14 protein-coding genes are annotated in these 12,990 nt (G+C 28.7%); 6 read left to right on the top strand and 8 right to left on the bottom strand.

Features of this window, described 5'->3' with window-relative positions:
- From ACTG3S_RS07960 to nusB, 6 genes are all read right to left on the bottom strand, one after another.
- Nucleotides 1-1,332, bottom strand: a 1,332-nt coding sequence (locus ACTG3S_RS07960) for a sensor histidine kinase (RefSeq protein WP_439128823.1), incomplete at its 3' end; no start/stop codon positions are given.
- Between the two features lie 100 nt (nt 1,333-1,432).
- Nucleotides 1,433-2,032: a dephospho-CoA kinase gene (coaE, locus tag ACTG3S_RS07955; protein ID WP_439128822.1), complete on the bottom strand. Its 600-nt coding sequence runs from the start codon at nt 2,030-2,032 to the stop codon at nt 1,433-1,435.
- Nucleotide 2,033: 1 nt separating this feature from the next.
- Nucleotides 2,034-2,972 carry a CdaR family protein gene (locus tag ACTG3S_RS07950; protein WP_439128821.1) on the bottom strand — a complete coding sequence of 313 codons (939 nt, stop codon included), beginning with the start codon at nt 2,970-2,972 and terminating at the stop codon, nt 2,034-2,036.
- A gap of 100 nt (nt 2,973-3,072) precedes the next feature.
- Nucleotides 3,073-3,390 carry a preprotein translocase subunit YajC gene (gene yajC / locus ACTG3S_RS07945; RefSeq protein ID WP_439128820.1) on the bottom strand — a complete coding sequence of 106 codons (318 nt, stop codon included), beginning with the start codon at nt 3,388-3,390 and terminating at the stop codon, nt 3,073-3,075.
- 4 nt (nt 3,391-3,394) lie between these two features.
- Complete coding sequence (locus ACTG3S_RS07940) at nt 3,395-3,856, bottom strand: DUF1573 domain-containing protein (protein WP_439128819.1); 462 nt, start codon at nt 3,854-3,856, stop codon at nt 3,395-3,397.
- Between the two features lie 51 nt (nt 3,857-3,907).
- Complete coding sequence (nusB, locus tag ACTG3S_RS07935) at nt 3,908-4,846, bottom strand: transcription antitermination factor NusB (RefSeq protein WP_439128818.1); 939 nt, start codon at nt 4,844-4,846, stop codon at nt 3,908-3,910.
- 213 nt (nt 4,847-5,059) lie between these two features.
- Between nusB and ACTG3S_RS07930 the strand changes: the two genes are divergently transcribed.
- The gene (locus ACTG3S_RS07930; RefSeq protein WP_439128817.1) at nt 5,060-6,814 is read left to right on the top strand and encodes an ABC transporter ATP-binding protein; all 1,755 of its coding nucleotides are present in this window, start codon (nt 5,060-5,062) and stop codon (nt 6,812-6,814) included.
- A gap of 79 nt (nt 6,815-6,893) precedes the next feature.
- On the top strand, nt 6,894-7,259 hold the full coding sequence (locus tag ACTG3S_RS07925; RefSeq protein WP_439128816.1) for a PUR family DNA/RNA-binding protein: 366 nt from the start codon (nt 6,894-6,896) through the stop codon (nt 7,257-7,259).
- Nucleotides 7,260-7,386: 127 nt separating this feature from the next.
- Here ACTG3S_RS07925 and ACTG3S_RS07920 read toward each other — a convergent pair whose 3' ends face one another.
- Nucleotides 7,387-8,448 carry a chorismate-binding protein gene (locus ACTG3S_RS07920; protein ID WP_439128815.1) on the bottom strand — a complete coding sequence of 354 codons (1,062 nt, stop codon included), beginning with the start codon at nt 8,446-8,448 and terminating at the stop codon, nt 7,387-7,389.
- An 8-nt stretch (nt 8,449-8,456) separates the two neighbouring features.
- Nucleotides 8,457-8,879 carry a PaaI family thioesterase gene (locus ACTG3S_RS07915; protein WP_439128814.1) on the bottom strand — a complete coding sequence of 141 codons (423 nt, stop codon included), beginning with the start codon at nt 8,877-8,879 and terminating at the stop codon, nt 8,457-8,459.
- 71 nt (nt 8,880-8,950) lie between these two features.
- On the opposite strand from ACTG3S_RS07915, the gene ACTG3S_RS07910 reads away from it, so the two are divergent.
- The 4 genes from ACTG3S_RS07910 to ACTG3S_RS07895 form a co-directional block, all read left to right on the top strand.
- Nucleotides 8,951-9,454 carry an IS1096 element passenger TnpR family protein gene (locus tag ACTG3S_RS07910; RefSeq protein WP_439128813.1) on the top strand — a complete coding sequence of 168 codons (504 nt, stop codon included), beginning with the start codon at nt 8,951-8,953 and terminating at the stop codon, nt 9,452-9,454.
- 181 nt (nt 9,455-9,635) lie between these two features.
- A complete protein-coding gene (locus ACTG3S_RS07905; protein ID WP_439128812.1) occupies nt 9,636-10,535 on the top strand; it encodes an ABC transporter ATP-binding protein in 900 nt (299 codons plus the stop codon).
- A gap of 58 nt (nt 10,536-10,593) precedes the next feature.
- A complete protein-coding gene (locus tag ACTG3S_RS07900) occupies nt 10,594-11,439 on the top strand; it encodes an ABC transporter permease (RefSeq protein WP_439128811.1) in 846 nt (281 codons plus the stop codon).
- A gap of 44 nt (nt 11,440-11,483) precedes the next feature.
- On the top strand, nt 11,484-12,990 hold a 1,507-nt coding region (locus tag ACTG3S_RS07895), incomplete at its 3' end, for a PKD domain-containing protein (RefSeq protein WP_439128810.1).

The raw sequence follows: 12,990 nt of genomic DNA, 5'->3' as shown, positions 1-12,990 counted from the left end.
GGTACTTTCTGTATACACATCTATAATTGGTGCATCTGTAGAATATTTTATCGCATTTTCTAACATGTTTACAATAACATTTGTAAGATGAAATTGGTTACCAGGCAATTCTGATACTACTGCTTTAAAATGTGTGGTTACTTTTCCTTTCCTATCTGCAATTAATAAGCTTACATGCGAAATTGCATCTTCTATTATGTCGTGTAAATCTATCGTTTCCTTACTTAAGTCTAATTGATTTTTTTCTAGTCTAGAAATTCTTAATACATTTTCTACTTGAGAGTGCATTCTTTTGTTTTCATCTCTAATCATTTGAACATAACGTAATACTTTTTCTGTATCTCCTAAAATTTTAGGATTTTTAATGGAGTCCGTTGCCAAGTTTATAGTGGCAATTGGTGTTTTAAACTCATGAGTCATGTTATTTATGAAATCCGTCTTTATTTCAGAGATTTTTTTCTGTCTAATTAACTGATATAACGAACTAGAAAAAGCAATGATAATAATGAATATAAAAAATAAAGACAATAAAAGAATACTAGAAATATCTGATAAAATATGCTCGTTTTTATTAGGAAAAGTTACATATAAATTATACGCTACATTGCCTTGTGCGTCATTAAACAAAGGATATTTATAACTATTTTTTGTATTGATAGTATAATAACCAGATTTTAATTTAGTTGCTAAATCTTCTCTTGTATAAACTCCATATTTAAAGTCTAGATTGATGTTTCTTTTTACGAGTTCTTCTTTAATTACATTATTCAACTCGTTATTACTGATTCTTTGATGTATGGGTTTTCTACTGTTAAAGTCTTTAAATATTTCTGTTATTTGTAACTCTTCTAAGTTGATGAAATTTTGAGTAAAACTATATCTAGATTCATCTTTTGAAGAAAACAAACCATCTATACTAGAATATATTTTAGTTTGAAAAAAATCTTTTTTACCAGAAAGTCTTTTGTAAATAACGGAGTCGTTATCTAAAATATCAGTTGGTAATTTAAAGTTTTCTTCTAAAATAGTTGTACCATAAGTAAATTTTTGCTGGGTAACTGTATCTATTTCTTGTATCAAAAAATTTTTCAATTGGGCATTGTCTGGCATGCCTTTTTCTTTGATAAAACTTCTTACTTTTTCTTGAAAAACAGCAGTCTCTTTTTCATTAATTCTTTCAGCTGTTCTACCTAAAGATTTTTGTACATCGTTTTTAAATTGTTCCTGCTTACTTTCTAGTGCATTGTTTATCCAATACAGCTGTACAGCAATAATTCCTATTAAGGAAATGCTCATCAGCACAACTATAATAACAAACATTTTTTTACGCATAAATCAAAGTTAATACATTCAAAAATTCCAATTGATGAATTTAACTTAAATTAACTGATTTACTGAAATTTTAAGTGTTTTTTAACAACTTAATTGAACTTTATAAAAAGTGGGTTGCTTTTTCTGTTAAAATATTATGAATCTTTCGAACTTGATTTTTGGTGTTCTCTAAAGAGGAATTGATTATTAAGTAGTTAGATAAAAGTAACTTTTTATCTTCTTTCCATTGGTTTTTTATTCTAGCCAAAACTTCCTTTTTATCAACGGAATCTCTAGCCATAACTCTTTGTATTCTTTCTGATAAATCAACATAAACACTAATAATAAAATTGAATTTTTCTGAAGAATTACTTTCAAATAAAATAGCACTTTCGTATAATATATAATCTTTATGTTGATTGCTTTTTACAAAGTTGGCAAAATGCTCTTTTACAGCTGGATGCACAATGTTGTTTAAAGATTGAAGTTTTTCTTTATTATTAAACACCAACTGCCCAATATATTTTCTATCTAAAATATTATTTTTGTAGGCTTTTTCGCCAAACAAGTCTATAATTTGTTGTTTAATTTTAGCCGATAAATTTATAAGTTTTTTAGCTTCAGCATCAGCAATATAAATGGCGACATTTGTATAATTACTAAACAACTTAACTACGGTTGTTTTACCACTGCCAATGCCACCTGTTACACCTACAATCATCTTACTTTTCAATTAAATAATCTATTTTATTAGGCACTAGTTTATAGCTCTTAATAATCTCTGGCTTACTAATTACTTTGGGTATTAAGTAGTTTAAATTATTTTTTTGGGTTGTATTGTAATCACAAACAATTTGAAAGGAATTGGCATTTATTTTATTAAAATGAGACAAACCAACTATAAAAACCACAGATACTTTTTTAGAAAGTGTATTTATAGTAAGGTTTTCTGGAACGTTTATAATATTGTAAGGTACTATTAATGTGCCTTCTGTAAATTTTTCTACTTTACCAGTTACTATAACTTTTTGCTTGCTAAACTTTAAATTTTTAATGTCTTTTGGCTTTTTTAAAGCTACACTCTTTTCGAAGTCGTTTTTTAAATCAGTTAGCACTAAAGGATTCATTTCTACATTTTGTAATGTCTTAATATAGTTTTCTGGCCCATAAACTAAAACACTGTCTGGTTGTATTTTAATTTTTTCAGACAAATCATACCCAACATGGTATTTGAGATCTACATTTGGTTTTATTACTACTTTTTTTGTTACCAAACTACCTAAATCTAAATACAAAGTATCTTTTATAATTTCTTGTAAATCCACACCACTTGGTAATTGTTGTTGTACACTTGCTTTTTGTGTTCTAGGTAAAACGAAGTATTTAGTCCCTTTTTTTCTATTTAATTTTGCACTATTTATAGCTATTTTTTTGGTGTTTAGTCTTGTTTTTAAAATTTTAAAACCACTTGCTTTTACCACTAAATTTAAATCTTTTTGGGGTGTAGATTGTAAAATTTTATCTTTTGATATACCTGTATAATTAATAGGAAAGTTTATGGTGATTACATATTCTTTAGAAAGTGTAATTAAAAACCATATTAATATAGAGGCAAGTAAAAAACCTAAAAAAGTTCTAGAAATTTTATTTTTTGTTTTCACAGATTATAATTAATAATATGCAATCTACACAAAAGCTATCAAACAAAAAAGTGAGTAACATTTAAAATATTACTCACTTTTTAATTCTATTAATTACCAATTATTTTTTTGCCTTTGGTAAGTATTTTTTACTTAATTCCATAGAAATTGAAGAACGTTCAAATTTTATTTTTCCTGCACCAGTTTCTATAGTTACTGTATTATCTGTAGTATTAACTTCTGTAATTTTACCATGTATACCGCTTGAGGTAACTACTTTAGAGCCTGTCTTAATTTCTGTTTGAAACGCTTTTTCTTTTTTCTGACGATTCATTTGTGGTCTTATCATAAAAAAATATAAAACCAATAACATTGCTGCAAATGGCAACATACTCATTATGCCTCCTGCTGTTTCTTGTAAAAATATTGTGTATAACATTGTATTATTTTGCTTTTGGTGTTACCATACCTTTAAGTGTTAATATTTCTCTACCAGATTCTGTATTAGTTACTAAAGTAATGTCTTTTCGTTGTCTGTTTCCTTTTCCTGCTGTATTAAACCTAACTTTTACTTCTTTAGTTTCTCCCGGTTTAATAGGTGCTTTAGGCCATTGAGGCACTGTACAACCACAGGTTACTTGTGCATCTGTAATAACTAAATCTGTTTTACCAGAGTTTGTGATGTTAAATATTTTCTCTACAATTTCACCTTCGTTTACGGTACCAAAATCATATACTTTTTCATCTACTGAAATAGAAGCTGTGCCTTTTTTAATTTCTGCATCTCTATTTTTTGCATTTGTTAAATTGTCTTTATTAATTTTTGCAGAGGCATTTCCATTTCCGCAAGAAATTAAAAGACTAGTTGTAACAAATAAAAACGATAATAATGTTATTTTTTTCATTGTTTAATTTAATTTATGGTAAAAATAATAAATAATTTTTTGTTGTTATAATTAAATAAGACCTCTGCCTATTTTTACTATTTTTTTATTGGCTATAAACTCTTTAGATATTTTATCTAAAACACCATTAATAAAATAACTGCTTTTTGTGGTAGAGTAATCTTTAGAAATTTCTATATATTCATTTATAGTTACTCTTGTTGGTATAGAAGCAAAGTTTACAAACTCTGTAATTGCCATTTTAATTAAAATCATGTCTATACCTGCAATTCTATCAGCTTCCCAATTGGGTGTTTTTTCCTCTATTTCTTTTTGATATTCTGCTTGTTTTAAAACTGTTTTTCTGAACAAATTACTAACAAAATCTTCATCATCTTTATCTTTATACAAAGTACCTAAAATAAAAGGTTTTCCTTCTTTTTGTTTACTTAAACTTTTAACTACCCATGTGTTTACAAACGGAATATCATCTACCCAAGTAATCATTTTATCTTCAAAATAATCTGCCAACTTTTCATTGGGTGCAATTATTTCTTTAAAAAAATCGATAACAAATGCTTTGTCTTGTTTAAAAGATTGCTCTTCTATTGCTAGATATTTTTTATATAAATCACTTTTAACTAAATCATCAAAAATAATTTTTACATACTCGTTATCTAAAGACCAGTTGTTTATTTTATTTACTTCTAAATAACTTTCTAGACTAATACTTTCTGCAATGGCATTTATAAGTGTATTATCTAAAAATTTTGTGTTTGGCTTTAAATCTTCTTGGGTTGCAAGAATTTTCTTTTTAGATAAAGCAATTTTTTTAGCCGCAAATTTTTGAACCTCAACCAATAATTGAAGGTTCAAAACATATAAGTCGAACATTTTTAAAATACTATGTTTTAAAAATTTTTCTTCTCTAACAAGGTCATCATTTTTAGATTGTGCCATTGCATAGACAGACTGCATTACTTTAACTCGAATATGTCTTCTGTTAATCATGTTTAAAGAACTCTATAAAATACTGAGAATTTTTTTCTCTAATTACGTGGCAAAAATACTATTATTTTGTTTCTAAACGTATATGAATGTAGTACTTTTTTTATGAATTTTTTAAGAAGTTCTAACCATTAAAAACTACCTTACTTTTACTTTTAATAATGTATCTTCGTAACTTCTAAAAAACAAAAAAAATCTTAAAACAAACTATAACGTTTGAAAGCTCTAAAATACATTAATAAATTTTTTATAAAGTACAAATGGCGTTTACTAGTTGGTATTCTGATTACCGTTTTATCTAAACTTTTAGCGTTAAAAGTACCCCAAATTGTAGGCGATTCTTTAAACATTGTCGAAGACTACCAAAATGGCGTTGTTACAGATTATGACGCTGTAAAACATCAATTATTAATAAATGTTTTAATGATTGTTGGTGTTGCGCTATTAGCAGGTTTTTTTACCTTTTTAATGAGACAAACTATTATTGTAACCTCTAGACTGGTAGAATTCGATTTAAAAAACGAAATTTATCAACAATACCAAAGATTATCTTTAAATTTTTACAAAAAAAACAGAACAGGAGATTTAATGAATAGAATTTCTGAAGACGTTTCTAAAGTAAGAATGTATGTAGGACCTGCGGTGATGTACAGCATGAATATGATTGTACTTTTGGTAGTTGGTTTTACACAAATGATAAACATAGATATTAAATTAACTATGTACACATTAATACCTTTCCCTGTATTATCTATTTCCATTTTTGTGCTTAGCAAAGTAATCCATAAAAGAAGTAGTATTGTACAAAAATACCTGTCTCATTTAACCACTTTTAATCAAGAGTTTTTTTCGGGTATTAGTGTTGTAAAATCTTATGGTATAGAAAAATCCATTATTAAAGAGTTTGATGATTTAGCAGACAAAAGCAAAGAAAAAAACATACACTTACAGCAGGCAAATGCACTGTTTTTTCCGTTAATGATTCTTTTAATTGGTTTAAGCAACTTGATTGTAATATATATAGGTGGTAAACAATATATAAATGATGAAATTCAGATAGGAACCATCATCGAATTTATGTTGTATGTAAATATTTTAACCTGGCCAGTTGCTGTTGTAGGTTGGGTAACCTCTATGATACAGCAAGCAGAAGCATCTCAAGCAAGAATTAACGAGTTTTTAGATGAAGTACCAGAAATTAAAAACAACACAACCAAAACCACAAATCTAAAAGGAAAAGTAGCTTTTAAAGATGTAACTTTTACTTATGATGATACAAACATAACTGCTCTAAAAAACATTAATTTTTCTGTTGATATTGGCGAAACAGTAGCCATTTTAGGGAAAACAGGTTCAGGAAAGTCTACTATTATTGAACTTATTGCACGTTTGTACGACACTAAAAATGGTTCCATTCTTATAGATGATGTACCTATTGAAGATTTAAACTTAAACAATCTTAGAGATCAAATTGGTTTTGTGCCTCAAGATCCTTTTCTATTTTCAGAAAGTATTGGTAACAATATTAAGTTTGGTAAAGAAAATGCAACAGACGCAGCTATAATACAAGCTGCAAAAGATGCTGTTGTTCACGATAATATTATAGATTTCCCTAAAGGATATGACACCATTTTAGGAGAAAGAGGCGTGACACTTTCTGGAGGACAAAAACAACGTGTTTCTATAGCAAGAGCGATTATAAAAGATCCTAAAATTTTAATTTTTGACGATTGTTTATCTGCCGTAGATACAGAAACCGAAGAGAGAATTTTAGAAAACCTGAAAAAAGTATCGCAAAATAAAACCACTTTTATCATTAGTCATAGAGTTTCTTCTGCAAAAAATGCAGATAAAATTATTGTATTAGATAATGGCAAAATAATACAACAAGGTACTCATAATCAACTAATAACAAAAAAAGGATATTATAAAGAATTGTACGAACAGCAACTTTTAGAAAAAGAAAATTAATCTTTAACATTGCTACGTAAAATATTTTATTAGATTTGTTACCATAAAAATTATTATATAACTACTATTTTTAAATAACATGGCAGAGAGAGTTGAACAGGAAGAAATCTTTTCACAAGTATTAAGAGCAGGAAGAAGAACTTATTTTTTTGATGTAAGAGCTACAAAAGCAGACGATTACTATTTAACAGTTACAGAAAGTAAAAAATTTACACATGATGATGGAACTTTCCATTATCAAAAACATAAAATTTACTTATACAAAGAAGATTTTACAGATTTTCATGAAATGCTTAAAAAAGCAACAGACTATATTATAGCAGAAAAAGGGAATGAAGTAATTAGCGAGCGTCATCAAAAAGACTTCAAAAAAGAAGAACCTAAAACTGACGATGATGTAAAATCTGCTGAAAGTTTTACAGACGTTTCTTTTGACGATATATAAATACCAATGGCTTACTACCATTTTTTAAAACTAAACTTTTTAGTTTTAAGGTAATATTTCAATTCAAATTCAATTTTACACACTAAAAAACCACAAACATATTGTTTGTGGTTTTTTTATATTTGTGTTACAACACCTTTTTTATAGTTTGTGTTTTAGAAACAGTTTCTTGCCACTCTTTTTCAGGCACACTATCTTTGGTAATACCACCACCTACATAAATAGTGGCTTTGTTATTTGCCATAGACATACAACGCAAATTAACAAATAATGCTGTTTTTTTAGTAGCTAATTTAGAAGTATTAAAATTTAATTCTCCCAAAAATCCTGTATAAAAAGACCTATTATAATCTTCATTTTTTATTATAAAATCTTTAGCTGTGTCTCTTGGCAAGCCACAAACAGCAGGTGTTGGATGCAAAGCTCTAATTAAACTTTTTAAGGAAGCATCTGTTTGCAATTGTCCTGTTACCTGAGTTTTTAAATGCAATAAATTGCCCGCTTTTACAGTTTCCGTTTTATCTATTTTTAAAGATGTTGCAATACTTTGTAGCTGATTTTCTATAAAATCTGTTACCAATTGTTGTTCCTCTAGTTCTTTACGTTTCCAAACAGGTTGGGTGTTTTCTTTACACAATTGTGTACCCGCCAAAGACATGGTTTTAAAAACGTTATTTTCTGCTTGTAGCAAGGTTTCTGGTGTTGCACCAAACCAAAGACCTACTTTTGGATGATACCAAACATATACAAACGCATTGTTGTAAGAAACTAAAAGTTTTTCATAGATTTCTATAATATCTAATCCAGAAAGAGCTACTTCTTCTTCTCTAGAGATAACCACTTTTTTAAGCTCAGAATTTTTAATTGCAGTAATAGCTTTTGCAACAATATCTATATGTTTTACTTTTGATGACGAATCAGGTTCTAAAGGATTATCGTTAAAATCAATGGTATCTAATTGTATTTTTTCTAATAAAAAAAGCGCCTTTCTCATTGGAAAAAGAACTGTTTTTTCATCAGAATTAAAAGGTGCAAATACAAAACCTTCTTCATTAAAATTTGTTGCAAAATCTAAAGAATCATCTGGTAATAAAAAACAAGCAACATTTTTTATATTTGGTTTTCTGTAAGCTACAAATGGTAATTTATTTTGGTAACTATTAGTTAATTTATTAAAAATATCAATCAAAATAAGAGTTACTTTTTAGAAATATTTAAAACAATATTGGTCATTTTTGCCACGGAAATGAGTTTTTCTTCTTCATCTACAATAGTCACTTCCCATAAATGAGTGGTTCTCCCTTTATGAATGTTTTTTGCAGTAGCAAAAACAACCCCTTCCTTTTTACTTTTTATGTGATTTATAGAAAGTTGTATACCATTTATAAATTGCGCTTTATTATCAATAAAAAAATTAGAAGCAGCACTCCCCACACTTTCTGCCAATGCCGCAGTTGCACCACCATGCAATTGCCCATAAGGTTGATGTACTTTACTAGTTACAGGCATTTTTGCAGTTAAAAAATCTTTACCAACGTCAATATATTCAATATCAAGAGTTTCCATTAGCGTGTTTTTAGAACGCTCATTAAATGCCTTTAAAATTGCAGATTTATCCATATTAGCTTGTTTACAATGTAAAAATACGTATAAAAAATTGTATTTTTGTTGCAGAAAAGTTAAAGCATTTTATGTACAAAATCCGTGTAATTTTAGACACTCAAGAAGACGTAATTAGAACCTTGTTAGTAAACGATTCTTTTAATTTAGAAGACTTGCATTTTACAATTGCAAAATCTTTTGGTTTCGAAGGTCAAGAAATGGCTTCTTTTTACAGAACAGATGAAGAATGGAATCAAGGAGAGGAAATTCCGCTTTTTAACATGGCAGAAGCTGGAGAAGGTATTTCTATGCAAACCTGTTTTTTAAAAGAAACCTTACCTGCAATTAATACCAAGTTAATTTATGTATACGATTTTTTAAACATGTGGACTTTCTATGTAGATGTTGTAGACATTACACCAGAACAAAAAGACAATTTACCACAAACGATACTTTCTGTAGGACAAATACCAAATGAAGCCCCAGAAAAAGAATTTATTGCCGATAAATTAGACGATAATTTTGGTGATGAAGGAGATATAGATGATGAATTTGGTCATTTTGATGATGATTTTGATTTTAATGAATATTAAATTATTTTGTAATTGTTTTCAATAACTACAATCTATCCTCTTTGTAAAACTTCTAATAAATTCTTAATTTTTGCTTCAATTTAGCTTTTACACGATTAAACTATTACACAGTTTAACAATTTAAAAGTAACAAAATTGTAAATTAGTCGTCTAAAATATATAATCGACTAAAACAATTTCTTTGGAAACTATCTTATCACTCAAAAACCTTGATAAAAAATACGGATCTGTACATGCAGTAAACAACCTTTCTTTTGATATACAAAAAGGGAATGTTTACGGTATTTTAGGTCCAAATGGAAGTGGAAAATCGACCACTCTAGGAATCATTTTAAACGTTGTAAACAGAACTTCTGGCGAGTTTTCTTGGTTTGATGGCAAATTATCAACTCACGAAGCATTAAAAAAAGTAGGTGCTATTATAGAACGCCCTAACTTTTATCCTTATATGACTGCAGTACAAAATTTAAAATTGATTTGTACAATTAAAGGGATTTCTAACGATAAAATAGACGAAAAACTAAAAACAGTAAATCTTTACGAAAGAAGAGATAGCAAGTTTAAAACTTACTCTTTGGGTATGAAACAACGTTTGGCAATTGCATCTGCATTGTTAAATGACCCAGAAATTTTAATTTTAGACGAACCCACAAATGGTTTAGATCCTCAAGGAATTCATGAGATTCGTCAAATCATTCAAAAAATTGCAAGTACAGGTACCACAATTTTATTAGCCTCTCACCTATTAGATGAAGTAGAAAAAGTTTGCTCTCATGTAGTAGTAATTAGACAAGGTGTAAAATTATACAGTGGTAGAGTTGATGAAATGACGGCTTCTAATGGTTTGTTTGAACTTAAAGTAGCCAATAACGAGACTGCTCTTTTAGACGAATTAGAAAAACATCCTGCTATTTTAAAAGTTACCAAAGAACACGAAACTATTATTGCCACACTTAAAGACGCAATTTCTGCAGAAGAAATAAACACCTATTTATTTAACAAAGGCATCGTTTTAAGTCACTTAGTAAAACGTAAACCAAGTTTAGAGCAGCAATTTTTAGATTTAACCAACAACAACTAATCAACCGAATGTTAGTTCGAGCGCAATCGAGAACAAATTCATAAAAAACATAAAAGTCATGTTAAGACTACTTACTATAGAATTTCATAAATTAAAACACAATAGAGCTAGTAAAGTTTTATCTATTATTTACTTTGGCTTATTAACCTGTATTGCGTTAATTGCAGCCATAAAATTTGATATTGGTCCTATAAAATTTCACTTAGCAGAAGTGGGTATTTTCAACTTTCCATACATTTGGCATTTTAATACTTTTATTGCTGCCATTTTAAAGTTTTTTCTACTATTAGTAATTGTTTCTATGATGGCTAATGAATATAGCTACAAAACATTGAAGCAAAATTTAATAGATGGTTTAAGTAAAAAAGAATTTATACTTTCTAAATTTTACACTGTAATAGTTTTTGCTTTAGTTTCTACTTTATTTGTATTTATAGTATCTCTTATTTTAGGTTTTGCTTATTCAGATTATGATGAATTTGCCATTATAACCACAGATTTACAATATCTTTTTGCTTTTTTTATAAAACTAGTAGGTTTCTTTTCTATGGGTTTGTTTTTCGGTATTTTGGTAAAACGTTCTGCATTTGCAGTTGGTGGTATGGTTGTCTGGTTTTTTATTGAAAGCATTTTTAAAGGATATCTATTTTGGACATTTAAAGACGCAGAAAATATTTCAGAAAAAGTAGATAGTATTATGCAATTTCTGCCTTTTGAAGCCATGTCAAATTTAATTAAAGAACCTTTTTCTAGATTAGGTGCAGTAAGATCTGTGGCAAATCAAATAGGAGAAACTTTTACTAAAAGTTATGATGTAGAATTTTCTAATATTGCGATTGTTTCTGTGTGGACGTTCATCTTCATCTATTTATCTTTTACACTGTTAAAAAAGAGAGATTTGTAGTACTTTTTAAATATATTTGACGTTTAGAATAGAAATACCGTCAAATGAAGAAAATATTACCTCTACTTATACTATTTATTACATTTAATGCATTTTCACAAAAAGAAGCCAATTTTTGGTATTTTGGAAACGGCGCAGCTTTAGATTTTAACTCTGGTAATCCAGTTCCTGTTAATGGAAGTCAATTAAATACGCTCGAAGGTTGCTCTTCTTTTTCTGATGCGGATGGTAATTTATTATTTTATATTGGAGCACCAACTTCAGATGGACGAAATTTAACTATTTGGAATAAAAATAACTTACCAATGCCAAATGGTACTGGTCTAGAAGGAGATTCCTCTAGTTCTCAATCTGCTTTAACAATTCCTGCACCTGGAAAACCAAATATTTATTACTTATTTACAGTTGGAGCACAATCTAGTGATAATGCTGGTTTTTGGTACTACACAATAGATATGTCTTTAAATGGTGGTTTAGGAGATGTTGTAAGTGGTCCTGTAGTTTTAGGAAATAGTTTAGACCACCCAACCTGGTCTGAAAAGGTAACCGCAGTTAGAGCAAAAGATTGTAATACATTCTGGGTTATTTCTGCACATGGTAGTAATTTTTATGCATATAAAGTAAATGATCAAGGAGTTAGTATTAGCGATCCTCAAATAAGCACAATAATAGGTTACAATGCAAGTAACGATCCTAGAGGATACTTAAAAGTTTCTCCTGATGGAACAAAATTAGTTTCTGGAAACATGGCGAATGGGGCATATTTATTCAATTTTAATGATGATACTGGAGAAGTTACCAACTTTAATAATACAACATTTGCAAATCAATTTAATGTAAATGGTAATGTGTATGGAGTAGAGTTTTCTACTTCAAGCAGAAGACTATATTTATCAACTGGTAATTTTAATGCTTCTTTAGAAAGATTATATCAGTTTGATTTAACAAAATCAACATTAACAGAAATTAATGCCAGTAGGTATACAGTCCATCAATATGGAAATACTAGAGGAGCTTTACAGTTGGGGCCTGATGGAAAAGTATACTGGACTTCAAATAATTCTAATTTTATAAGTGTTATAAACAAACCAGAAGAATTAGGAGCAGCATGCGATTACTCTCATCAAACTGTAAAAGTAGGTGATGGTTCTATTACTGCGAGTCAAGGTTTACCTCCATTCTTATCATCTTTGTTGCTACCTATAGAAGTAAAAGATGTTGATGCAGATGTTGTTATAAACAACCAAGATTTAGAATTTTGTATTGGACAAGATAAAACCATTGCACCAGAAACAATTTCTGGGTCTAATGTTACCTATGAATGGACTTTTGATAATGGTACTAACACAACAGTAGAAGCCAATACTCCAAATTTAATTTTAAACAATATTAGTACTGCAGATGCTGGTAAATATACATTGGTTGTAAACCTAACTGATGATTGTGGAAACGTTACAAAATACGAGGCTACTTTTAATGTAGGAGTATTTGAATCTGCTGTTGCTATAAAACCAAGCGATATTATTTTTTGCGATACAGACAATGACGGTT

The organism is Polaribacter sp. (genome assembly GCF_965656025.1).
GTDB lineage: Bacteria > Bacteroidota > Bacteroidia > Flavobacteriales > Flavobacteriaceae > Polaribacter.
Note: the sequence above shows the minus strand (reverse complement) of the source record. Positions and strands in the feature narration are given on the sequence as shown.

Excerpts from the sequence above, each read along its gene's own strand:
- ACTG3S_RS07925 (WP_439128816.1), top strand. The coding sequence starts at position 6,894 with ATGGCAGAGAGAGTTGAACAGGAAGAAATCTTTTCACAAGTATTAAGA.
- yajC (WP_439128820.1), bottom strand. The coding sequence starts at position 3,390 with ATGTTATACACAATATTTTTACAAGAAACAGCAGGAGGCATAATGAGT.
- ACTG3S_RS07915 (WP_439128814.1), bottom strand. The coding sequence starts at position 8,879 with ATGGATAAATCTGCAATTTTAAAGGCATTTAATGAGCGTTCTAAAAAC.
- ACTG3S_RS07900 (WP_439128811.1), top strand. The coding sequence starts at position 10,594 with ATGTTAAGACTACTTACTATAGAATTTCATAAATTAAAACACAATAGA.
- coaE (WP_439128822.1), bottom strand. The coding sequence starts at position 2,032 with ATGATTGTAGGTGTAACAGGTGGCATTGGCAGTGGTAAAACAACCGTA.
- ACTG3S_RS07910 (WP_439128813.1), top strand. The coding sequence starts at position 8,951 with ATGTACAAAATCCGTGTAATTTTAGACACTCAAGAAGACGTAATTAGA.
- ACTG3S_RS07940 (WP_439128819.1), bottom strand. The coding sequence starts at position 3,856 with ATGAAAAAAATAACATTATTATCGTTTTTATTTGTTACAACTAGTCTT.
- nusB (WP_439128818.1), bottom strand. The coding sequence starts at position 4,846 with ATGATTAACAGAAGACATATTCGAGTTAAAGTAATGCAGTCTGTCTAT.